This is a genomic window from Undibacterium sp. Ji42W (assembly GCF_049340405.1).
Taxonomy (GTDB): Bacteria; Pseudomonadota; Gammaproteobacteria; order Burkholderiales; family Burkholderiaceae_D; genus Undibacterium.
Genome location: NZ_JBMPOV010000005.1, coordinates 189244 through 212218, shown reverse-complemented (window position 1 = coordinate 212218; position 22975 = coordinate 189244). Strand labels below are relative to the sequence as shown.

At 50.9% G+C, this 22975-nt stretch carries 18 protein-coding genes; 3 read left to right on the top strand and 15 right to left on the bottom strand.

The window, feature by feature from the left end; translation table 11 throughout:
- Positions 1-68 precede the first annotated feature (68 nt).
- Together thiD and hemL are read left to right on the top strand one after the other, a co-directional pair.
- Positions 69-902 carry a bifunctional hydroxymethylpyrimidine kinase/phosphomethylpyrimidine kinase gene (gene thiD, locus ACO0LG_RS12920; protein WP_423026903.1) on the top strand — a complete coding sequence of 278 codons (834 nt, stop codon included), beginning with the start codon at positions 69-71 and terminating at the stop codon, positions 900-902.
- Positions 903-986: 84 nt separating this feature from the next.
- A complete protein-coding gene (hemL, locus tag ACO0LG_RS12915) occupies positions 987-2267 on the top strand; it encodes a glutamate-1-semialdehyde 2,1-aminomutase (RefSeq protein ID WP_423026901.1) in 1281 nt (426 codons plus the stop codon).
- A gap of 242 nt (positions 2268-2509) precedes the next feature.
- Here the strand turns inward: hemL and ACO0LG_RS12910 are convergent, their stop codons facing one another.
- Positions 2510-3787, bottom strand: a complete 1278-nt coding sequence (locus ACO0LG_RS12910; RefSeq protein WP_423026899.1) for an amidohydrolase family protein — start codon at positions 3785-3787, stop codon at positions 2510-2512.
- 124 nt (positions 3788-3911) lie between these two features.
- On the opposite strand from ACO0LG_RS12910, the gene ACO0LG_RS12905 reads away from it, so the two are divergent.
- The gene (locus ACO0LG_RS12905) at positions 3912-4922 is read left to right on the top strand and encodes a LacI family DNA-binding transcriptional regulator (RefSeq protein WP_423026897.1); all 1011 of its coding nucleotides are present in this window, start codon (positions 3912-3914) and stop codon (positions 4920-4922) included.
- Between the two features lie 106 nt (positions 4923-5028).
- On the opposite strand, the gene ACO0LG_RS12900 is transcribed toward ACO0LG_RS12905, so the two are convergent.
- The 14 genes from ACO0LG_RS12900 to ACO0LG_RS12835 all read right to left on the bottom strand — a co-directional run bounded on the left by ACO0LG_RS12900 (position 5029) and on the right by ACO0LG_RS12835 (position 22861).
- On the bottom strand, positions 5029-5553 hold the full coding sequence (locus ACO0LG_RS12900; RefSeq protein ID WP_422949523.1) for a YggT family protein: 525 nt from the start codon (positions 5551-5553) through the stop codon (positions 5029-5031).
- Between the two features lie 89 nt (positions 5554-5642).
- Positions 5643-6596: a transcriptional regulator gene (locus ACO0LG_RS12895; protein WP_423026895.1), complete on the bottom strand. Its 954-nt coding sequence runs from the start codon at positions 6594-6596 to the stop codon at positions 5643-5645.
- A gap of 715 nt (positions 6597-7311) precedes the next feature.
- The gene (locus ACO0LG_RS12890; RefSeq protein ID WP_423026893.1) at positions 7312-8481 is read right to left on the bottom strand and encodes a ribonucleotide-diphosphate reductase subunit beta; all 1170 of its coding nucleotides are present in this window, start codon (positions 8479-8481) and stop codon (positions 7312-7314) included.
- An 88-nt stretch (positions 8482-8569) separates the two neighbouring features.
- A complete protein-coding gene (locus ACO0LG_RS12885) occupies positions 8570-11425 on the bottom strand; it encodes a ribonucleoside-diphosphate reductase subunit alpha (protein ID WP_423027259.1) in 2856 nt (951 codons plus the stop codon).
- A 666-nt stretch (positions 11426-12091) separates the two neighbouring features.
- On the bottom strand, positions 12092-13546 hold the full coding sequence (locus ACO0LG_RS12880; protein ID WP_423026891.1) for a sigma-54-dependent transcriptional regulator: 1455 nt from the start codon (positions 13544-13546) through the stop codon (positions 12092-12094).
- Positions 13543-15333, bottom strand: coding sequence for a sensor histidine kinase (locus ACO0LG_RS12875; RefSeq protein WP_423026889.1), 1791 nt, complete (start codon positions 15331-15333; stop codon positions 13543-13545). Before ACO0LG_RS12875 ends, ACO0LG_RS12880 begins: the two co-directional genes overlap by 4 nt.
- Positions 15330-15581, bottom strand: coding sequence for a PP0621 family protein (locus ACO0LG_RS12870; RefSeq protein WP_423026887.1), 252 nt, complete (start codon positions 15579-15581; stop codon positions 15330-15332). Before ACO0LG_RS12870 ends, ACO0LG_RS12875 begins: the two co-directional genes overlap by 4 nt.
- Positions 15578-16387 carry a cytochrome C assembly family protein gene (locus tag ACO0LG_RS12865; RefSeq protein ID WP_423026885.1) on the bottom strand — a complete coding sequence of 270 codons (810 nt, stop codon included), beginning with the start codon at positions 16385-16387 and terminating at the stop codon, positions 15578-15580. Before ACO0LG_RS12865 ends, ACO0LG_RS12870 begins: the two co-directional genes overlap by 4 nt.
- Positions 16388-16456: 69 nt before the next feature.
- Positions 16457-17806: a sigma-54-dependent transcriptional regulator gene (locus ACO0LG_RS12860; protein ID WP_423026883.1), complete on the bottom strand. Its 1350-nt coding sequence runs from the start codon at positions 17804-17806 to the stop codon at positions 16457-16459.
- A 35-nt stretch (positions 17807-17841) separates the two neighbouring features.
- Complete coding sequence (locus ACO0LG_RS12855; protein ID WP_423026881.1) at positions 17842-19662, bottom strand: sensor histidine kinase; 1821 nt, start codon at positions 19660-19662, stop codon at positions 17842-17844.
- 6 nt (positions 19663-19668) lie between these two features.
- Positions 19669-20127: a cache domain-containing protein gene (locus ACO0LG_RS12850; protein WP_423026879.1), complete on the bottom strand. Its 459-nt coding sequence runs from the start codon at positions 20125-20127 to the stop codon at positions 19669-19671.
- Between the two features lie 66 nt (positions 20128-20193).
- Positions 20194-20991 (bottom strand): ABC transporter ATP-binding protein, encoded by a 798-nt coding sequence (locus ACO0LG_RS12845; protein WP_423026877.1) that lies wholly within the window; start codon positions 20989-20991, stop codon positions 20194-20196.
- 1 nt (position 20992) lies between these two features.
- The gene (locus ACO0LG_RS12840; protein WP_423026875.1) at positions 20993-21811 is read right to left on the bottom strand and encodes an ABC transporter permease; all 819 of its coding nucleotides are present in this window, start codon (positions 21809-21811) and stop codon (positions 20993-20995) included.
- A 78-nt stretch (positions 21812-21889) separates the two neighbouring features.
- Positions 21890-22861 (bottom strand): ABC transporter substrate-binding protein, encoded by a 972-nt coding sequence (locus ACO0LG_RS12835; RefSeq protein WP_423026873.1) that lies wholly within the window; start codon positions 22859-22861, stop codon positions 21890-21892.
- Positions 22862-22975 lie beyond the last annotated feature (114 nt).

The following is a 22975-nucleotide window of genomic DNA, read 5'->3' as shown; positions in this document are numbered from 1 at the left end:
TGTGTTACTAATGGCATTTGCGCGAGTAAATAAGTCCTCACGAAGTCAGCTATATTAATCTACCCAACGTGCAAAACCAAATTTCTCCACTAATACTTAGCTTTGGCGCATCAGATCCTGTTGCTGCCACCGGTATCCATGCCGATCTGGCATCATTTGCGGCCATGGGCTGTTATGGCTTACCCGTTATCACCGCCATTTTAACTGGTGATACGTCGCAAATCGATGATTTACATCCACTTGATGGAGATTTAGTCGATGAACAGGCACGTACCGTGCTCGAAGACATGCCCGTACTGGCTTTTAAAGTCGGTCAGGCAGGCAGCGTCGAGAATGTCACCGTCATCGCCGAGATCGTTTCTGACTATCCTGAACTGCCGCTGGTACTCGACCCCTTCAATGCTGCCCTGACAGAACAAGGGCCAGAAGCAGAAGACCTGGTTTTGGCAATCCGCGAATTATTAATTCCACAAGCAAGTCTGCTGATGATCTCTGCTGTTGAATTGTCGCGCCTGGCAGAAACCTGGAAAGAAAACACTGAGACCGACGCTGAGGCAGAAACCGAAGACCTGGCAGCCGACACCATGATGCTGATCGAATCCGGCTGCGAGTATATATTAGTCACGGGCACAGCGGGTGAAACTGGTGAGGTGGTTAACACTTTATATAATGAATCCGGCGTCGTCAGGCGCGACACCTGGCAGCGTTTGCCAGGTTCACATGCAGGCGCAGGCTCCACTTTGTCTGCCGCGATTGCCGCCCTGCTGGCAAATGGGCTGGAAATACCCGAGGCCGTGCTGGAAGCCCAGGAATTTACTCATGCTGCCCTTAGCCACGCGCAAAGACTGGGCATGGGCAGGCTGATACCAGACCGTTATTTCTGGGCCAGGGAAGCCAGCTAACTGTTGGCTACTACTACACCAACTAATATAGACGTCTTTATTTACAGACATCCTCTTTGCATCATCACTTATTGAAGCTCCATCATGACCGATAAAAATGACATCCTGTTTGCCCGCGCCCAAAAGACCACGCCTGGTGGCGTCAATTCTCCCGTGCGCGCCTTCCGCTCTGTCGGAGGTACGCCGCGTTTCATCACGCGCGCAGCTGGCCCTTATTTTTGGGATGCAGAAGACAAACGCTATATCGATTACATAGGTTCATGGGGCCCTGCCATTGTTGGCCATGCTCACCCTGAAGTCATCAGCGCAGTACAGGAAGCTGCCGCCCGTGGCCTGAGTTTTGGCGCGCCGACTGAAGGTGAAATCGAGATGGCAGAAGAAATCTGCAAACTCGTGCCCAGCATAGAGCAAGTGCGCCTGGTATCGAGCGGAACAGAAGCCACCATGAGCGCCCTGCGCCTGGCACGCGGCGCCACCAAACGTGACAAGATCATCAAGTTTGAAGGTTGCTATCATGGCCATGCTGATTCTTTGCTGGTCAAGGCTGGCAGTGGTTTGCTGACGTTTGGCAACCCTACATCTGCCGGTGTGCCGGAAGACTTCAGCAAACATACCCTGGTGCTTGACTATAATAATTGCGAGCAACTGGAAGAAGTGTTCAAGTCCATCGGTGAGCAGATCGCTTGCGTGATCGTTGAGCCAGTCGCAGGCAACATGAACCTGATACGTGCCACGCAAGAATTCATCAACACCATGCGCAAGCTGTGTACTGCGCATGGCAGTGTCCTGATATTTGATGAAGTGATGTGCGGTTTCCGCGTGGGCCTGCATGGCGCGCAGGCATTGTATGGCGTACAGGCTGACCTGACTTGCCTGGGCAAGGTCATCGGTGGTGGCTTACCGGTAGCTGCTTTCGGTGGCCGCGCCGATTTGATGGGGCACATGGCACCTTTGGGTGGCGTGTACCAAGCTGGCACGTTGTCAGGCAACCCGGTTGCGGTGGCAGCCGGTATGACTACCCTGAAAATTATCCAGCAAGCAGGCTTCTATGAAAATCTGACAGCGCAAACCCGTAAGCTGACCGATGGCCTGACTGTAGCTGCCAAAGCTGCCGGCGTCACATTCTGTGCAGATGCGGTTGGCGGCATGTTTGGCCTGTATTTTGCCAATGAAGTACCGGGTTCTTATGCCGCCATGATGGCCAGCGACAAGGAAAGATTCAACCGCTTCTTCCACCTGATGCTGGACCAGGGCGTCTATCTGGCACCATCGGCTTTTGAAGCAGGCTTCGTTTCTGCGCAACATGATGATGCCATTATTGCCGATACGATTGCTGCAGCAGAAAAGGCTTTTGCGCAGCTCTGATCCCGAGATATCTGCGCCTATGAGGGGGCTTGCTAGCGTAAGCTCCGCTTGCTAGGGTGCGCCATGCTAACCATTTTTTTGGCATACGCATACGTTTCTGTGCATGAAGTCCCACAAGAAAGGCGGTGCACACGGCGCACCCAACGCGCACTTTGCTTCACTGCGACTATGCCACCTTGCTAGTCTGCTTCAATGCGGTCTGTGATATCAGTGCTTGCCTATATTGATTGCGTAACAGCCTCTCAGTTTTTCGACCTGAAATCCACCTGCCCTGGCCGTCCTGGCAAATTCAAATTCGCATGCGGCACCGGCGACTGGCTGATGACTTTGCCGCGGCGCAGCACATGGGTGCGGGTAGCACGCAGGCGTATCGCCTCTACGGGGTCGCTGGCGTCGAGTATCACCAAGTCAGCATTGCATCCCACTTCCAGCCCATAACCTTCCAGGCCCAATATGCGCGCAGGTGCCACCGTCACTGCCCGGAAGCACTGACGCATCGCGTCTTGCCCCGTCATCTGTGCGACATGCAGACCCATTTGCGCGACTTCCAGCATATCGCCAGAACCCAGGCTATACCACGGGTCCATCACACAATCATGGCCGAAGGCGACCTCTATGCCTGCGGCCAGCATTTCAGGCACACGCGTCATGCCACGGCGTTTGGGGTAAGTGTCATGGCGGCCTTGCAGGGTAATATTAATCAAAGGATTGGCGATGGCAGCCACGCCAGCTTCGCGTATCAATGGTAATAATTTACTGACATAGTAATTGTCCATGGAATGCATGGAAGTCAGATGCGAACCTGCCACCCTGCCCTGCATGCCCAGCCTGTTGGTGTGATAAGCCAGGGTTTCTATATGGCGCGATAAGGGATCATCCGATTCATCGCAATGCATATCCACACGCAGGCCTTTGTCAGCAGCAAACTCACACAGCAGCCGCACCGATTCTGCACCATCAGCCATGGTGCGTTCAAAATGCGGTATGCCGCCGACCACATCCACACCCATGGCGATGGAACGCTTGAGATTATTCATGGCGGTAGCGCTGCGCAAGATACCATCTTGCGGAAATGCCACCAGTTGCAAATCCAGATAGGGCGCAACGCGACGCTTCACGTCCAGCAAAGCTTCAACCGCCAGCAATCGGTCATCGCAGATATCGACATGTGAACGCACCGCCAGCAAACCACGCCCTACCGCCCAGTCGCAATAACGCATGGCCCGCTCGACCAATGCTTCTTGTGTCAGCATAGGCTTCAATTCGCCCCACAAGGCGATGCCTTCCAGCAAAGTGCCGGACTGGTTGACGCGCGGCAAACCATAGCTGAGCACCGCATCCATATGGAAGTGGGCATCGACGAATGGCGGCGTCACCAGGTTGCCGTTGGCATTGATTTCTTCTGCCGCGCTGACGGGCAAAGCCACATCAACTGCGCTGATGCGGCCACCCTGGATGGCGATATCGATACCCTTGCGGCCATCTGGCAAACTGGCATTGCGAATGACAAGATCGTTCATCAGAAATCTCTCTCTATGATTAGTACATCGATTAGCAAATAGATTAGTACATAGTTATTACAGAAAATATGCGCCATGAACCTCATCCTGCGTCATAATCTTGGCACAGAAAGGCAGGAATCTTATGGCAACAATGAAGCAAGTCGCAGAGAAAGCCCGGGTTTCAACGACCACGGTTTCTCACGTCATCAATAATACCCGTGTCGTCAGTGAAGATGCACGCGAACGTGTGCTGGCCGTGATACAGGAATTGCGCTACATCCCCAGCGCGGTTGCCCGCAGCCTCAAGAACGACCGCACCCACACCCTGGGGATGATGATACCGAATAATTCAAATCCCTATTTTGCCGAAATCATACAGGGGATAGAAGACGCTTCATTCAAGCTGGGCTATAACATTATCCTGTGCAATTCCTACGATGATCCAAAGAAGCAGGCGGCCTATATCCGCGTACTGATGGAAAAACGTATCGATGGCCTGATTCTGGTGTCCTCCGGTTCGGACGAAGAGCTGACACAATTGCTGGCAGACGAAGGCATACCCAAGGTGCTGGTAGATCGCGAAGTGTCGGGCGTGGTAGCTGACTTTATTGAAGCAGACCATGAACAGGGGGGCTATGAAGCAACCCGTTATCTGATAGGACTTGGTCACAAGCGTATTGCCTGCGTTGCCGGACCTGACATCCTGTTACCCAGCGGTGACCGCGTCACCGGCTACCGCCGCGCCTTGCAGGAGGCTGGATTGGAATTCAACAGCAATTATCTGCTACATGCTGACTTTACCAGCCAGGGCGGTTTTAACGCTTTCCAGCAATTGCTGGCGCTGCCACAGCGACCCACAGCAATTTTTGCGAGTAATGATTTGATGGCGATAGGCGGCATCAGGGCAGCCAATGAAGCTGGCATCAAGATACCGGAAGCCTTGTCTGTGATTGGTTACGATGACATTGCCCTGGCCTCGTTCAGCACCCCGCCATTGACGACGATAGCCCAGCCCAAACAGGCCATAGGTAATCTGACAGCACAGATACTGGTCAACCGTATTGTTGACCCGGAAGCGCCACTAAGGCGGGAAATGTTGCGCTCGCAACTGGTAATACGGCAATCAACTGCCAGCGTATCGAGCAATGAGTAAATTCAGAAACTTAGTTTTTGAAACCTGGCCTCTGAAATCCACTTTCTGAAATTTGCTTTCTGGAGTCGGTTTTTAGAACGTCATCTTTGGAGCTTATTTTTTGAGTTCAAGAGATAGAGTTAATCAAAACCTGCAATAAGATCAAAATAATCATGGGGGAAAAATCCAGGCCGCCGATGGCAGGGATGAGTTTCCTCACTGGCTTCAGAAAGGGCTCGTTCAAGGCCCGCACAAAAGGCGCGAAAGGCGCGCTTGGGTTTACCCAGCTAAACAAGACCTCCAGCAACAGCAAAGCCATGATCTCGTAAATGATCCATTGCGCCATCATGATGCCCGCCATAATGAAAACCTGTTCGACCATGAATACAGGTAACACCAGCCAGACGATAAAGCCCGCCGTAGCCAGGGCAACAAGCAAGGCACCGATCAGTGTCGCCCAGTCATAGCCAGCAAAACCGGGAATAACGCGGCGGATAGGGTGCACAAGCCAGTCGGTCAATTTAAAAATTGCTTGCGCCATTGATGCCGGCGGCCGTATACGTTGCGCCTGCATCCAAAAGCGCAGTAACAAAAAGCCAGCAAATACGCCTGTGACGGCTTTGATGACATAAATTAAATTATTCAGTAACACGGTACGCCCTTAAAAAAAACCCACTGCATGACGAATCAGACAGTGGGTATTGTGCCTGAATAAAACCAGGCCACCAAGCATATCAAAGATTATGCTGGGCGATTACCAGTTGGGAAAGGCCATGCTGCATTTGGACTTACAACTGTTTTTGCATCAGGTGTCGCTGGTTTTGCTGGAGCGGCCTTTTTAGCGGCTGGCTTAGCCGCCGCTTTTTTTGGTGCTGGCTTCGCTGCGACTGGTTTAGCTGCTGCTGGCTTAGCTGCTTTGGCTGGCTTGGCAGCAGCTTTTGCTGCTGGTTTAGCCGCTGCCTTGGCTGGCTTGGCAGCAACTTTTGCTGCTGGTTTAGCTGCCTTGGCTGCTGGTTTGGCTGCTGCCTTGGTTGCTTTAGCTGCTGGCTTGGCTGCTGCCTTGGTTGCTTTTGCTGCTGGTTTAGCTGCCGCCTTAGTTGCTTTTGCTGCTTTGGCTGCTGGCTTGGCTGCCGCTTTTTTCGCTACTGGCTTAGCTGCTTTAGCTGCCTTGACTGCTGGCTTAGCCGCTGCCTTAGTCGCTTTTGCTGCTGGCTTAGCTGCTGCCTTAGTCGCTTTAGCTGCTGGCTTAGCCGCTGCCTTAGTCGCTTTAGCTGCTGGCTTGGCTGCTGCTTTTTTCGCTACTGGTTTAGCTGCTGCCTTAGTGGCTTTGGCTGCTGGCTTGGCTGCCGCCTTAGTCGCTTTAGCTGCTGGCTTAGCCGCTGCCTTAGTCGCTTTAGCTGCTGGCTTGGCTGCTGCCTTAGTCGCTTTAGCTGCTGGCTTGGCTGCTGCCTTAGTCGCTTTAGCTGCTGGCTTAGCCGCTGCCTTAGTCGCTTTAGCTGCTGGTTTGGCCGCTGCTTTTTTAGCTGCTGCTGGTTTAGCTGCTGCCTTCGCTGCTGGTTTTGCTGCGGCCTTGGCTGCTGGCTTCGCGGCTACTTTTTTTGCAGCTGGTTTTGCTGTCTTAGCTGCGGCTTTTTTTGCAGCAGGTTTCTTTGCTGCTGCTGGTTCGTCCGGGGACGGTTGTGGTGCTGTTGCCATTTTGTTTCTCCTTCGATTGAGATGGAAAAAATCAGATAAAAATTAAATCCGCTCGATCCATTCAAGCGGATTATTCATCGGCACAAACATGATCGCTGTTTGCGCTAATGAATTCTGCACCGGCCGAACTGCTCCATCCCCTCTATTGATGGGGCACTTCAGCCATCATGGTTTGCTTTAGAACCTGTTTATGACCTTAAGCGCGGGCGTGATCGGGGTCCATGCGCTGCTCAAAATGCTCATGTACCAAAGTACATTCCGCTTTTTGCGCTGCGTTTTTTACCCTGACCCCGCTAACGCTCGCTGCAGATCAAAAACAGGTTGTATGCCGGCTTCTGGCCTGGCGGCAAACCCAAAAACGCCTGCATTAATTGCAGACGCCGGTATTCTTTTGCGAAACACAAAAACCAATAGCCACAATACCCAGTGTAGCCAGGTATTGCGGCACTAACAGTTCAAAACAATGTTGTCTATGACTGTCCATTCAGTTTGGTGAGGCCTCTCGCGTTTTACATCTTGTGCAAATCATGAGCAATCCCGGGGGATACTGACAGCTTGCGGCGTTTCCTGATTTGATGAATTCTTGTGGCTGCCTTTTCTATCTGGGGTCTTGCATACCCAAATTCAACATCACATTCAAAACTTCAATCAACCTGCTCGCACTACTTGATCAGAAATCCCTGATCCGGATTTTGGCGTTCGCTGTTGTCAGCACTTATTCCCAGTTGAGGGCTCCACCAGTTTGATACTCAATCACACGTGTCTCAAAAAAGTTGCGCTCTTTTTTCAGGTCTATCATTTCACTCATCCAAGGGAAAGGATTTTCTTCCTGAGGGAACAGCGTTTCAAGACCGATTTGTTGTGCGCGGCGATTTGCAATGAAGCGTAAATAACCTTTAAACATAGGCGCATTCAAACCGAGCACTCCACGCGGCATTGTATCCTCTGCGTAACGATATTCCAACTCCACCGCACGCAAAAACAACGATTTAATTTCATCGCGAAATGCTGGCGTCCACAAATGTGGATTTTCCATCTTAATTGTATTGATTAAATCGATCCCGAAATTGCAGTGCATCGATTCATCACGCAAGATGTATTGGTATTGTTCAGCCGCACCCATCATTTTATTTTGACGGCCAAGCGCCAGAATTTGTGTGAAGCCGACATAGAAAAACAGGCCTTCCATCAGGCAGGCAAATACGATCAGGGACTTGAGCAAAGTCTGATCTGCCTCGGTGGTGCCCGTCTTGAATGCAGGATCAGTTAATACGTCGATGAAAGGAATCAGGAACTGGTCCTTGTCGCGGATGGAATCAACTTCATTGTAGGCATTGAAGATTTCTGCTTCATCGAGACCCAGCGATTCAACGATGTATTGATAAGCGTGAGTATGAATCGCCTCTTCAAATGCCTGACGCAACAAGTACTGCCGGCATTCAGGTGCCGTAATATGGCGGTAGGTGCCGAGCACGATATTGTTGGCAGCTAGAGAATCAGCTGTCACAAAAAAACCGAGATTACGTTTTACTAAACGGCGTTCATCTTCGGTCAGGCCGTTAGGGTCTTTCCAGAGTTCAATATCACGTTGCATATTGATTTCTTGCGGCATCCAGTGATTGGCGCAACCTGCCAGATATTTATCCCAGGCCCATTTATATTTAAAGGGAACCAGTTGATTGACGTCGGTAGTACCGTTGATGATGCGCTTATCGGCAGCGTTCACGCGGCGGGCCACATCTTCTGCAACGACCGGCAATGGCTTGCTGACCAGCGCAGGATTGAGGGCAACATCCTGAGTCTGCAGGCGAGGCTGCAAATCCTGACCAGTGACCTGACGTGGTGCCGGAGCTGCCGGCTTGACTTCATCATCCCAAGATAACATTATTTATTTCCTTACTTTTTGTAACAGCTTATTCTTCAGAGGGAAGAGGCAGCGCTTCTTCCCTCAGTCTTTTGATACTTATTGACAGTTATTGGCAGGCTTCGCACTCTTCGAAACCGGCATCACCGGGACGCAACATGCAGGCCGGGCCATCGGTTTCCTGAGCTGCTGTGGTGATGCCAGCAGATGCTGCGCCATAACCACCGCCATTACCATCTACCCCTACCGCATTCAATGCACCGGTTTTGCTGGTGGATTTTTCAGTGTGCGTTGCACCAATAGTACGCAGGTAGTAAGTCGTTTTCAAGCCGCGCAACCATGCCAGCTTATAAGTCTCGTCCAGTTTTTTACCGGATGCACCAGCCATGTAAATATTCAGGGACTGCGCCTGGTCTATCCATTTTTGACGACGCGCAGCCGCCTCGACCAGCCAGGATGGGCTGATTTCAAATGCTGTTGCATACAGGGCGCGCAGATCTTCCGGGATGCGGTCAATACGTGCCAGGCTGCCGTCAAAGTATTTCAAGTCAGAGATCATGACTTCATCCCACATGCCGCGGTCTTTCAGATCGCGCACCAGATGTTCATTGATCTCGGTAAATTCACCGGACAGATTCGACTTTACATACAGGTTCTGGTAAGTCGGTTCTATACAAGCCGCCACACCAATAATGTTAGAAATTGTTGCAGTCGGCGCAATCGCCACGCAATTGGAATTGCGCATGCCAAATTTCTTGATGCGGTCACGCAGTGGGTACCAGTCCATGGTTTCCGAGAAGTCAGCTTCCAGATAACCGCCGCGTTCTTCGGCCAGCATCTTCAGGGAATCTTGCGGCAAGATGCCACGGTCCCACAAAGAGCCGGGATAGGAACTGTAACGGCCGCGTTCTTCAGCCAGTTCAGTCGATGCCCAATAAGCATAATAGCAAACGGCTTCCATGGAAGTATCAGCGAACTGTACGGCATCCATCGATGCATAAGGAATGCGCATCATGTGCAGGCAATCCTGGAAACCCATGATACCCATACCGACAGGACGGTGACGCAGATTGGAATCGCGCGCCTTCTTCACTGCATAGTAGTTGATGTCGATGACGTTATCCAGCATACGCATCGCTGTACGCACAGTTTTTTGTAATTTAATGTGATCCAGCTTGCCGTCTTTCATGTGGGCAGGCATGTTGACCGAGCCCAGATTACATACTGCGATCTCGCTGTCGTTGGTGTTCAGGGTGATTTCTGTACACAGGTTGGAGCTGTGGACTACACCGACGTGCTGTTGTGGCGAACGGATATTGCAAGGATCTTTGAAGGTGATCCATGGATGGCCAGTTTCAAACAGCATGGACAACATCTTGCGCCACAAGTCCAGCGCGGGGATTTTTTTGGACAGGGTCAGTTCGCCCTTGGCTGCTTTTACTTCATAAGCGACATATGCCGTCTCGAAAGCCTTACCAAATTTATCATGCAGGTCAGGCACATCGGATGGGGAGAACAAAGTCCAGTCGCCTTTTTCCATGACACGCTTCATGAACAGATCGGGAATCCAGTTCGAAGTATTCATGTCATGCGTACGGCGGCGGTCATCGCCTGTATTTTTGCGCAGGTCAAGGAATTCTTCAATGTCCATATGCCAGGTTTCCAGGTAGGCGCACACTGCGCCTTTACGTTTACCGCCCTGGTTAACAGCCACTGCCGTGTCATTGACAACCTTCAGGAAAGGGACTACACCCTGGGATTTACCATTGGTGCCTTTGATATGCGCGCCAAGCGAGCGTACTGGCGTCCAGTCATTGCCCAGGCCGCCAGCGTATTTTGCCAGCAGTGCGTTTTCCTTGATGGCTTCGTAGATGCCATCAAGGTCATCGGCAACTGTGGTCAAGTAGCAAGAAGACAGTTGTGAACGTTGTGTGCCGGAATTGAACAGAGTTGGTGTCGAGCTCATGAAGTCAAAGCTGGACAACAGGTTGTAAAATTCGATGGCGCGGGTTTCGCGGTCAATTTCATTCAAGGAAAGACCCATGGCCACACGCATGTAGAAAGCCTGAGGCATTTCTATACGGGTCCCGCGTACGTGCAGGAAGTAGCGGTCATACAAAGTTTGCAGACCAATATAACCAAATTGCAGATCGCGGTCAGCAACCAGGGCATTTGCCAGTTTCTTCAAATCAAACTGACCCAGTTTGGCATCCAACAAATCTGCTTCGATGCCTTTCTTGATGAACCTAGGGAAGTAATCGAGATATTCTGCCGCCGCATCCTGTTGCGCCACTTCTTTGCCAAACACTTCTTTGCGGACTGTATGCAGCAGCAAACGTGCCGTGACCTGGCTGTAGGCCGGCTCTTTTTCCATCAGCGCGCGGGCAGCCAGGATGGCAGACTTATACAACTCTTCTACCGGTACACCGTCGTACAGGTTTTTCAAGGTCTCGGCCAGGATCGCATCAGGATCAGCCAGCTTGTCGAGGCCCAGGCAGGCAGCGGCAATCATCTTGCGTACTTCTGCCACGTCCAGCGGACGAGACTGACCGTCAACGATGACGTGCAATTGCGGCACAGCGGCTTCTGCATGACCAGGCGCATCATTGACACGGCGGCGTTCTTCCATGCGTTTGGCGCGGTACAAAACATATGAACGGGCGACATCATGTTCGCCTGAGCGCATCAGCGCCAACTCAACCTGGTCTTGCACATCTTCTATATGGAAAGTACCACCGGCAGGCTGGCGGCGCAGCAAGGCTGCCACCACGCTGGCTGTCAGTTGCTCTACCAGTTCACGTACCCGGGCAGATTCTGCGCCATGTCCACCATTCACTGCCAGAAACGCCTTGGTCATGGCGATGGCGATTTTGGACGGTTCGAAACCAACCACTGAACCATTGCGGCGAATGATGCGGTATTCGCTATAACTGCTGTGGCTGTTAGTGGCAGGTGTCGCTGCCATATTCAAAACCGACCCAAGTTCTGGCTTGGATGTAGTAGATGTTTCAATAGAAGAGTGCATTGATCCTCCGGATGCGGTGTTATTTTTTGCCAGCAAAGTTGCAGTGCGACGACTTTGCCGGGCATGGGGTTAAACAGTGAAGCGACTAGGCAGTTAAGCAAGTAAGGTGCAGCAAGGCTTACAGCCGGATGCGGCGAAAATTCGCCAAATCCAGTTTATTTTGTTTACATCAGACACAAATTCAATTGCAAAACATGAGGGAAATTGAAGCAAGGCAAGAAAACAAACAAATTCTGAAAACCACTACATCTAGTGCGCTAATTTTTATTTGCCCTAATTCTAGTGCCGCAACAGGCGATATGCAACCGCTTTTTATTTAATTAATTGAATTATTTTTTCTGTAAATATGTGTACGGGGTGTTGACTTTCGCAAAGCACAGAAATGCGTAAGTCCAGCCGAGAGCGGACACTAACGTGCCAAATCATGCTAGGCGCAAGGTCTTGCGATCCCATGACAAATGCATCCAAAAAGGAAATAAGAAAGTGTCGGCGGTGAGATCAATGAAGCGAGGGTGATTGTGCTCTTGGGGCTAAGACGGACAGGCCGCAAGCAGGCAAAAACCCAGACACTGTTGGCCTGGGTCGTTAAAAAGGGAACTCAATAATTTATTCCTGTATCTTCAATTTTTGTATCTGGTAGCGCAGTTGCCGGAAGCTGACGCCTAGCAATTCTGCCGCCTGGGTACGGTTGTTGCGGGTCTGGTGCAGGGCACGGCGTATCATTTCGCGCTCTACGCTTTCAAGATAATCAGGCAGCGAACAAGGCAACCCCGGAGCGGCGAATACATCCTGCACCATAACAGGAGGCGCATCCATAACAGCCTGACCCTGATGACTGATAACGGCGGTGGGTACCGGTTGCACTACCGGCAACTCAGGCAACTTCCTGGTTCCGCGCAAGGCCAGGTCGCTGACCTCTATGCAGCCATCATTGGCAAAAGCAACTGCACGCTCCAGTATGTTTTCCAGCTCACGCACATTGCCGGGAAAGTCATAAATGATCAACGCATCAATTGCCTCTACTGACATATCAACATCATTGCCCGTCAGTTTTTTGAGGATATTGCGGGACAACTCGACAATATCCTCGAGTCTTTCGCGCAGGGGTGGCAAGTGCAATTCAATCACATTCAGGCGGTAATACAAATCTTGCCGGAAACGCCCTTCTTCGACACAGATCGCCAGGTTCTGGTGGGTGGCACTGATAATGCGCACATCGACTGCCTCTTCCACCGTAGCACCAACCTTGCGCACCCGCCTTTCCTGTATGGCACGCAGTAACTTGACTTGCATGGGCAAAGGCAGGTCGGCCACTTCATCAAGCATCAGGGTGCCGCCATTGGCAGCCTGGAAAAAACCTTCCCTGTCATCAGCGGCACCAGTAAATGCGCCTTTTCTGTAACCAAAGAATTCAGCCTCCATCAGGTTCTCGGGAATCGCCCCGCAATTGACGGCGATAAAAGGCTTGTCTGCTCTGGCACTGCTGGTATGTATTTCCCGTGCGGCCAGTTCCTTGCCGCTACCCGATTCACCAGTAATGATCACAGGTGCCATGCTGCGTGCAAGGCGGCTGATCTGCGCCCTGACCTCTTGCATGCCTTGTGACTGACCTATCATAAAAGAATTGGCGGGGACATTCAGCTTTTCTGGTGTTGCCAGTTGTACTTTTTGAACCTCATTGGTTTGCAGGGCCGACCTGACCAGTTTGCGCAACTGGTCAAGTGCCACCGGCTTGGAGACATAGTCGAAAGCACCAGCCTTCAAGGCAACCACGGCATTGTCGGCACTGCCAAAAGCGGTGATCACGGCTATCGGTGTATTTTTGTAGAGACTATTCACCTCCTGTACCAGCTCCATGCCGGATCCGTCCGGCAGGCGCATATCAGTCAACACCAATGCATAACTACGCTTGCTCAGGTGAGCACGGGCCAGCCCCAGGGTTTCTGCGCTATCGACATCCAGCCCCATTTTGATCAGGGTGATCTCCAGCAACTCGCGCAGATGGGCCTCATCATCCACCACCAGGATACGGGGACAGACCGCAGCTTCTATCATACTCATGCACTATATCCAGAGAAATTAATTACAAAACGCCCACTGGGCTCGGTCTTGCCTTCTTCGGTTTCTTCAACCCTGTATTCATAATCGAGCAAGGCGTGGTTATTCAAACACAACTCCCTTGCCATATACAAGCCCAAGCCAGTGCCCATACGTGATGTCGTGTAAAACGGCTCAAACAAATGCGACCTGACTTCATACGGAATCGCCGGCCCATCATCTTGTATATGCAACTCTTGCCGGCCACTACTATTAATATAGGCAAACAGTTTGATACTGGCCGTTTGCCCGCTGGCATAGCGTATGGCATTTGACAAAAGATTCAACACCACTTCGCGCAAATGACTGGGGTCAAAGTTGACGAGGAAGTTTTCATATTTCGATACTGCGATAAAATCAACTGGCAAGTTACGTGTTTCTATAAAATCCCTGACCATTTCTTCAATCTGGTCCATCACCTGATATGGCTCCACATCTGACTGTGCCTTACGTGAGAGCTTCAGGATATCTTCTATGAGCTGGTTCAAGCGTGACACATTGTCATCAACAATCTTCAGCAAGCGTTGTGCCTGTTTATTTTCCTGGCCAGGATGGCTCATGTCCTCATTCAATAAGGAGGCGGCATAAGAAATCGACGACAGCGGATTACGCACTTCGTGGGCAATACTGGCAGTCAGGCGGCCCATGGATGCCAGCTTGAGTTGCTGTGCCTGGTTTTCTATATCCGACACATCCTGCATGAAAACGATGGTATAGCTGCCATTGCGTTCTTTCAAGCCGCCCGCATTGACACCCTTGATAGAAACAAAACGCAATTTCAAGTGCGTGATGAAATGCGGACGTTCACGTTCATTACGTTCCCTGGTGGCGGTATCGGCCACCATTTCACCCAATTCAGGCTTGGGATCGTCGAGATAACAGCGTATCGACACGAAGGAAATTTCTTCTTCCTTGCGGCGGTCAGGCAAACTGGGGCGCGCCAGCATATTGCTCAATACTTCAACAATCGGGCGCAAAGCGGCAATGCTACCCAATTCTGTGCCTATCATTTCTTTGCTGAGATTGCCTCCCAGCATGCGCGCCGCTGCAGGATTGATTTCAAAAATGCAACCATTCTGGTCCAGCACCAGGATGCCATCGCCCATGTCAGCAATCACCAGTTGATTGATGGCCTGTTGTATTGCCAGCGCATTACCACGCTGTACCGCCAACTGTTCCTGGTTAATGAGGTTGTGCGCCAGCCGGTTGACGACAGACACCACGGCAAAATAGGCGGCGCCATATAAACCCGATTGTGAAAAGGGAGCGCCATCTATCTGTTGCAGGTAATGATAAACACTCTCTCCCAATAAAAACAGGACGACGATGGACGTAAAAAAGAAAGACCAGAGTAGCGGGCTCAGGATCGCTGCACCTGCCAGCGGGAACAAAAATAAAATGCCCAGGCCGCTTTTGCTACCACCACTCGCCAGATACATGGTGGAGATGATGATAATGTCCAGCAGTATCTGGGTCGTCAGTTGCCACATGAACCGGCGCGGGTACAGTTGCTTGAGCACCACAAAGCCGATCGCCACAGACAGATAAATCAGGCCTATGTCCCGTCCGAACAAATGCTCACTGGTCCAGATATCTTTGCCACTGCGCAAACTCAGCAAGATCAGCAAGCTCGCGGCCACTACTATGCGCGAAGCATTCAAGGTTTGCAGTGAGCGCCAGAATGAGTGTGAAGGCTCAGACACTTCGTGGCGGGTTTCAGTCATGGGTGTCCTGTCGGCTTGCAAGCTCATGCAAGATCAGCATGTTCTTGGCTACAGTAAACCTGACCGGCGCGCTGCACTGCCTCTGATGCGGGCAAATAAATCTGGCAATGTGCACAGCAGACCATGTTTTCAGCGGATGCGGCATTCTGTGAACCAGCATTTTCCGGTTTCAGGGGGCGTTCAGCATTGCCAGACCTGGTAGCCGGAGGCTGCGCTTTCTTCTTCACGGCCAGGATAATCAGTATCACCAGCCCCAACCAGAACAGTAACCTCATGACAGGCTCCTGTGCAACAAGACTTCCAGCACAAAGCGGCTGCCAACATACGCCAGCAACAAAGTGATGAATCCTGAAAGAGTAAAACTCAAGACTGTTTTACCGCGCCAGCCACGCCAGTAGCGCCCGGTCAGCAAAATCGCGAACAGTAGCCAGGACAGCAGTGACAGCAAGGTTTTGTGATCCCATTTAAAAGCAACACCCAGTACCTGCTCTGAAAATATCACGCCCGACAAGACGGTCAGTGTTAATAAGACAAAACCAAACAAGACAAAACGGAACAGAATTTTTTCCATGGTCAGCAAAGCTGGCAGTCGGTCTATCAAAGTATTGAGCCACTCCACCTTTTTTACTGAGCGCAATTGATGCAGGTGCTTGTCCTGCACTGTCATGACGACAGCATGAAAAGCCGCGATCGTCAGCGTACTGTAGGCCAACATGGCGACTACCACATGCCAGGGGAACATGGCAGTCTGGCCAGCCAGGGCAATCAGGCTGCCAGGGAAAAAACTGGGCAGGACAGCCATCACGGCGGCGTTAGGCATCAGTAACAAACGCAGGCCATCGAGGGAGGAGTTGCGATTTTCAAGCCAGCAGACAAACACAGATACCCACAGAGCAGCTGATAACATCACAGCAAAGCCCACCCTGAGCGCGTGATCAGGAAAAATGGTCAGCCACAAAGCCATGCCATGTGTCAGCCAGGCCAAGGCGCTGACGGCATTCGACAGCGTCAGCCAGCGTCCTGGCAAGACTATGCTCAATATATATAAAGCAGCGGCAAGGAATGATAGATAGATTTGCATGGCACAAGTTTACACCATGTCGCCTGAAAAGTCGGATTATGCATGTTCAGCATTTTCCACGAGCGAGCCTTAAACTGCCAACGGGTTGATTGATGACAAGGTTTTTTGATATTTTTTCATCTTGTCGTACAGGGTTTTCTTGGGGATGCCCAGTGCTTCGGCAGCTGCTGCCACATTATTGGCGCTCTTTTCCAGTGCAGCCTGGATCAGGATGGCTTCATATGCATCCAATTTTTCAGGCAGGCTGCAAGCAACATTTGTCTGGACTTGTCCAGTTTGTGGTGCAGGCAGATCAGCAAAATCAACCACACCCAGTACCAGTTGATCGGCAAAATTGCGCAGCTCGCGCACATTGCCCTGCCAGTCAGCCTGCATCCACAATTGCATTTGTGAAGCAGACAGGACTGGTACTTGTTTTTGATAACGCAGCGCTGCCCTCTGCACAAAATACGAAAGCAATAAGGGAATATCTTCTCGTCGCTCATTGAGTCTGGGCAAATGCATGGTGACGACGCTGAGGCGGTAATACAAATCTTCGCGGAATTGCCCTTGTGCGCTGAGCTTGAGCAAATCCATTTTGGTGGCTGCAATAATGCGGCAATCCAGTGCGATGGATTGGTTGCCACCCAGTCTTTCGAGGCTGCGTTCCTGCAAGACCCTGAGCAATTTGATTTGCAAGTTTAGCGGCATACTTTCAATTTCATCAAGAAATACAGTGCCACCCTGCGCATATTCCAGCTTGCCTATACGGCGTTTCTGGGCGCTGGTGAAAGCACCGGCTTCATGACCAAAAATCTCGCTCTCGAACACAGACTCAGGCAGTGCACCGCAATTGATGGCAACGAATTCGCCTTTACAGCCACTAGCCAGATGCAATTGCCGCGCCACCACTTCCTTGCCGGAACCGGTTGCGCCGTTGATCAATACATCAACTTGGGTTGGGCCTATGCTTTGTATGAATTTTCTGACTTTTTCTATCTGTGGACTTTGGCCTATCAAATCCGGCGTTGCGGCATGATTCAGCCAGGACAATTTGAGTTTGCGGTTTTCCATGACCAGCCGCCGCTTTTCCTGCGCACGCAGGCAGGCATCGAGTAATCGCTCAGCCGCAAAAGGTTTTTCAAGGAAGTCATAAGCACCATGGCGCATCGCTTCTACCGCCATGCTCACATCGCCATGGCCAGTGATGAGAATGACGGGCAGCTCGGCATCGATGCCGCGTACTTTTTCCAATACGTCCAGGCCTGACTTGCCGGGCAAGCGTACATCGGTGACGATGATGCCGGCATAACCATCCTTGATATAAGCATCGGCCAACTCTGCGCTGGCGCAGGCCTGCACTTCAAAGCCGCCGAGCTCCAGCGTCTGGGTCGTTGCCAGGCGCACTGCCTGCTCATCCTCTATTAATATAGCGAGCATTTGAGTCATCCTGTTTCCTTACTCTATGTATATAGTCATGCCTGATCAGCCAGCGGGATGCAAACGGTAAATCTGGCACCGCCATCCCGACGGTTATCTGCCACCAAGCTGCCATTCATGGCTTGCACGATGGAAGAAGAAATCGCCAAACCAAGCCCCAACCCCAGGCCAATTTCCTTGGTAGTGAAAAATGGTTCGAATAAATGACCGGCAACATGTTCAGGTATGCCGGTTCCAGTGTCTTCTATCGTGATTCTTGCCATCGCCTGTTCACTACTCAGTCTGACATCGACTTCCCTGACCGGACTATTTTCTACTGCATCCAGCGCATTGCGTATCAGGTTGATCAAGACTTGCTCTATCCGGACGGTGTCACCCAGCACCTTGGCGGGTTCTTCAATATGTACGCTTAGTTTGACGCCACGCCTGTCAGTTTCGCTGCGCAACAAGCTGACCGCAGACTGGATTGCAGTCTGCACATTGACCTCGGCAATCGCATTCGGGCTCTTCCTGGCAAAACCCTTGAGCTGGGCAATGATGCTGCCCATGCGTTCGCTGGCGTGGCTGATATGTTCCAGATTGGCCAAAGCCTGCTCAGCCTTGCCACGGTTCATGAAGGTGATGGCGTTATCGGCAAAGGCGCGTATTGCGGTCAGTGGCTGGTTCAGTTCATGGGTGATGCCAGTGGCCATCTGCCCCAGCATGGCCAGTTTGCCGGCTTGCACCATTTCATTCTGGGTAGATCGCAGCAGGGTTTCAGTCTGCTTGAGTGTCAGGTAACGGTTTTCAAGTTCTGCATTTGCCTGCGTCAATTGTTGGGTGCGTTCAGCGATATGCAGTTCCAGTTCATCTGCCGCTTTCTTTAACGCACGTTGCGCCAGCCTGCCTTCTTCCAGCCTGCGGCGACGCTGGTCAAACACAGCAGCAAAGGCCAGTGCTATGCCCAGTATCAAAGCCACTACCAGGGCAGATTGCAAACCCGCCCGCATGACTTTGCCCTGGTCAGGGAATAACATTAACTGCCAGTCCAGACGCCCTATCCGCCTTTGCAAATAGTCGTCATAACCTTTCTTTTCCTTTAACGGCAATTGAGCAATGGCTTCTATGTGCTTGCCACCATATTGCAAAGTGGCTTTCAAATCTTGCTGCACGACGGGTGACAGATTTTGCAGACTATGGTATTTCCAGGAAGCGCGATTACTCAAAAACACGACGCCATGCCTGTCGCTGAGCGCGATAGGTTCTTCACTACTGCCCCATGCTTGCTCAAATTCGTTGAGGATGATCTTGACGGCGATCACACCTATCGGAGCCTGGCTGCCACGCTTGCTGCCGGGTGGATAGACTGGCTGGGAAATAAAATAACCGGGAATATTGGTGGTATTGCCTATCGCATAAAAATGGCCAGGCTTGACCTGCTTCAAGGCTTCAGAAAAATACGGCCTGAAAGCAAAGTTCTGGCCCAGATAGGTTTGTGCAGTACTCCAGTTACTGGCGGCGATCGTATTACCCTGCACATCCATGAGGTAGATGGCGGCAACTTTGGCTTGCTCTGCCAGTTCTTGTAAACTCAGGTTCAGGGCCTGCGTCAGCTTGCCATCCTCCTTGTGCAGCAAAGCCTCTGCCGTCATGGGCAGGTATGCAATGGCAAAAGGCAGGGTTTCGTAACGCTCAAGTACAGATTCAATATCCAGCGCAATGATCTGCAACTGCCTGTCACCCGCCTGACGGCTATTGTCTTTGGCGATGGTGGCGGCGACAAGGTAGCTGCCAACCACCAGCGCAATGCATACTGCCGCCACCCAAATAAAAATCAGTCGCCGGTGACGGACACTGCCAGTACGCGGCGCTGTCACAAGCGCTTACTTATAAATACCGCAATTGATAACAATGTCTTCATACTTTTCAAAGTACATGGATTTTTGTTCTATCTGTTTAGAGACGGGATTTACAAACTTATAGTCTTGCCAACCCTTGCCCTTGGTTTTGGCAAGCTCCATCCGCTCGCGTACAAACAGCTTGCCATCGGCATCTTTTAAATCCATCAAGTCCTTGCCCTGCATCTTGGCATTTGCACCGTGAGCCAGATTCTTGCCATTCATATCATTGATGGTCACGTACAAGTCGCGGTCACGGAAGGGCCCTTGCAGATTATTGACGTCAGCAAAAGTCTTGTCCCTGCCATTCGCCTTAATACCGGCGATTACTTTTTGCACCATGGCGACTGCCTCAGGAGCCGTGCCATGGGCATTTTGCGCATGACTGGACGCGCCCAAAAAGAAAACCAATCCCGCTACGACAATCCGTACGAATTTCAGCATGATGTCTCTCCTCATGTTTTTTTGGGGGCGCGTCCGCATTTCTACTTCTTACTTCCTTCTTTCTACTTAATCTACTGCCGCCATCTTCAATTCATCGTGATGGTGTCTTTGCTGCTCCTCCATCACCAATTGACCGAGTTCACGCTTGAGTGCATTGAAGCCGGCGTCAGAAGGATCACGCGAACGTGGCAATTCAACGATCAAATCCTTTTTCACGGTACCTGGCCGGTAGGTCATGACGATGATACGGTCAGCCAGATAAATTGCCTCTTCTATACTATGGGTAACGAAGATGATGGTTTTCTTCAGTTCTGACCAGATGCGCAGCAATTCATCCTGCAAGTTGCGGCGTGTCAGTGCATCCAGCGCACCGAAGGGTTCATCCATTAACATGATAGGCGAATCCAGCGCCAATACACGGGCAATTGCAACGCGCTGACGCATACCACCAGACAAATCCTTGGGAAAGCGTGCCTTGAAATCACTCAGACCCAGCATAGCCAGCAAACCGGCCACACGTTGCTGGATTTCTCCTTTGGCCAAGCCCTTGATTTCCAGACCAAAAGCGATGTTCTGCTCTACTGTCATCCAGGGGAACAATGCATATTCCTGAAACACCATGCCGCGGTCAGGACCAGGCGCTTTGACGACTATATTATTGGCGGTAATCGTGCCTGAAGTTGGCAGTGAAAAGCCGGCAACAGCGTTGAGCAGCGTCGATTTCCCGCAACCTGAGGGGCCTAGCAAACAAACAAATTGTCCTTCCGGGATATCCAGCTCAATATTCTTGAGTGCGACAACTTCTTTATCCACAGTCTTGAAAATCTTATTCACTCCCTGGATTTTTATATGTGTCTTATTCATCTCAGCTCTCCAATCCACGATGCCAACGCAGCAGGTAATTATTTAGTTTATTCATTGCAATATCAATTGCCAGACCCAGGAAGCCGATGGTGTACATGCCAGCAATAATTTTATCGGTCCAGAAGTATTCGCGTGCTTCTTGAATCCGGAAACCGATACCATTATTCACGGCCAGCATTTCAGCAATGATCACGCAAATGAAGGCACTACCGATACCAATTCTCACGCCAGATAAAATGTAAGGTACGGCAGCGGGCAAGATGACGCGCGAAAACATGGTGAACTGATTTGCCCCGAGATTACGAGCAGCACGGATATAAATACTATCGACGTGATGTACACCAGCGATGGTATTCATCAGTACCGGGAAAAATGCACCTATCGAAATCAGGAAAATTGCAGGAGCGTCACCCAATCCAAACCATAAAATAGCCAGCGGAGTAAATGCAATCGGTGGAATCGGGCGATGCAATTGAATCAACGGATTCAACAAGACAAAAATCCGTTGATTGGTCCCCATGATCAAACCCAATGGCAAGGCAAGCGTAGTGCCAATCAAAAAACCAGCAAACACACGATACATGCTGCCCATGATATCCCGCACCATCTCGCCTGAAAATATCCAGGATAGCCAACTCTCTACCGCCGGGTTAAATGCTTCCCTCGGGGCACCATACTCTATCCATTTCTTTAATACATCCAGTGGTGCCGGCAACATTTGCGGGTTAACCCAGCCCCGGGTCGAGAAGGTATGCCAGACCAGTATCAATACAATGGGCACAATCAGTCCTGCGCCAAATATACGCCAATTCTTTTTCATTGCTCTTCCTTAGAAATATTTGATTGTGTCGTGGCATATGCTGTCAGGCATCGCCACGATCACCGATGTCGCAGGGACTTACTTGATATTCAAAGACTTCTTGGCCTGATCCAGCAGGTCAGTTTTCACCCAATCCTTGGCAACAGGTGGTTTGGCCATTCTGCCTACGCCATATTTTTGCATCAGATCGGTGGTGACCTGTATATGCTCGGGCGTTATGTCATATGAATAAGGTGAGTTTTCTATGGCATTGACAAAGTCTTCGTGGCTGATTTGCCCCTTGAACATGTTTTCACGCACATATTTTTCAGCCAGCTCTTTATTGTCAATAAAGGTCTTGGTAGCCTCAACAAAACAACGCATGAATTTTTCTGCAACCGGGCGACGTTCTTTATAAAACTTCTCGGTCATGACCATGGTGCGAACTGGCTCACCTATCGGGGTATCGTAAGGTTTGATGATTTCATTGCCAAAGCCCTTGTTGATGGCCTGCGAAGAATATGGTTCGGACTGCATGATGGCGTCAATATTCTTGCCCAACAAAGCCTGGTTCAGATCAGGAAAACCAAGATAAATGATTTGCACATCCTTGCCAGGCTGGTCAGAATAAGTCAGGCCGTGTTGTGAGAGCTCGGCTGCCAGCAAGATATCCTGGATACCACCGCGGGTCACGCCAACTTTCTTGCCTTTCAAATCCTTGACGGTCTTCATGCCAAGATCAGCACGTCCTACCAGGCGCGCACCACCTTTGGCAAAACCGGCGACCAGGTATATGGGTGCCCCACTGGCGCGGGCTGATATGGTTGCCTCTGAAGAGACGGCACCCACGTCAAGCTCACCAGCAATAACCGCTTGCATGGCGTCGAGGCCTTTGGCGAACACACGTTCTTCTACCTTGATACCACATTTGGGAGCGATTTCCTTGATGTAGGAGACTGCACCATAGTGAGCGAATTTCAGGTTACCCAGCCTGACAACATCCTGGGCCTGGGCAGCGCTGGCAAATAATCCGGTAGTAATAAGGCTGGCAAGCAACATCTTTTTGAACATCTTTGTCTCCTGGGTTTTGATTTGATTTTTTCCTACGCATGCTGATTAGCAGATATTGTGCCAGCATGAGGATTTTAGTAAACAACTGATTTCATTCAACTTTCTTGCAAATTT

Excerpts from the sequence above, each read along its gene's own strand:
- hemL (WP_423026901.1), top strand. The coding sequence starts at position 987 with ATGACCGATAAAAATGACATCCTGTTTGCCCGCGCCCAAAAGACCACG.
- ACO0LG_RS12910 (WP_423026899.1), bottom strand. The coding sequence starts at position 3,787 with ATGAACGATCTTGTCATTCGCAATGCCAGTTTGCCAGATGGCCGCAAG.
- ACO0LG_RS12905 (WP_423026897.1), top strand. The coding sequence starts at position 3,912 with ATGGCAACAATGAAGCAAGTCGCAGAGAAAGCCCGGGTTTCAACGACC.
- ACO0LG_RS12895 (WP_423026895.1), bottom strand. The coding sequence starts at position 6,596 with ATGGCAACAGCACCACAACCGTCCCCGGACGAACCAGCAGCAGCAAAG.
- ACO0LG_RS12890 (WP_423026893.1), bottom strand. The coding sequence starts at position 8,481 with ATGTTATCTTGGGATGATGAAGTCAAGCCGGCAGCTCCGGCACCACGT.
- ACO0LG_RS12885 (WP_423027259.1), bottom strand. The coding sequence starts at position 11,425 with ATGGCAGCGACACCTGCCACTAACAGCCACAGCAGTTATAGCGAATAC.
- ACO0LG_RS12880 (WP_423026891.1), bottom strand. The coding sequence starts at position 13,546 with ATGAGTATGATAGAAGCTGCGGTCTGTCCCCGTATCCTGGTGGTGGAT.
- ACO0LG_RS12875 (WP_423026889.1), bottom strand. The coding sequence starts at position 15,333 with ATGAGCTTGCAAGCCGACAGGACACCCATGACTGAAACCCGCCACGAA.
- ACO0LG_RS12870 (WP_423026887.1), bottom strand. The coding sequence starts at position 15,581 with ATGAGGTTACTGTTCTGGTTGGGGCTGGTGATACTGATTATCCTGGCC.
- ACO0LG_RS12865 (WP_423026885.1), bottom strand. The coding sequence starts at position 16,387 with ATGCAAATCTATCTATCATTCCTTGCCGCTGCTTTATATATATTGAGC.
- ACO0LG_RS12860 (WP_423026883.1), bottom strand. The coding sequence starts at position 17,806 with ATGCTCGCTATATTAATAGAGGATGAGCAGGCAGTGCGCCTGGCAACG.
- ACO0LG_RS12850 (WP_423026879.1), bottom strand. The coding sequence starts at position 20,127 with ATGCTGAAATTCGTACGGATTGTCGTAGCGGGATTGGTTTTCTTTTTG.
- ACO0LG_RS12845 (WP_423026877.1), bottom strand. The coding sequence starts at position 20,991 with ATGAATAAGACACATATAAAAATCCAGGGAGTGAATAAGATTTTCAAG.
- ACO0LG_RS12840 (WP_423026875.1), bottom strand. The coding sequence starts at position 21,811 with ATGAAAAAGAATTGGCGTATATTTGGCGCAGGACTGATTGTGCCCATT.
- ACO0LG_RS12835 (WP_423026873.1), bottom strand. The coding sequence starts at position 22,861 with ATGTTCAAAAAGATGTTGCTTGCCAGCCTTATTACTACCGGATTATTT.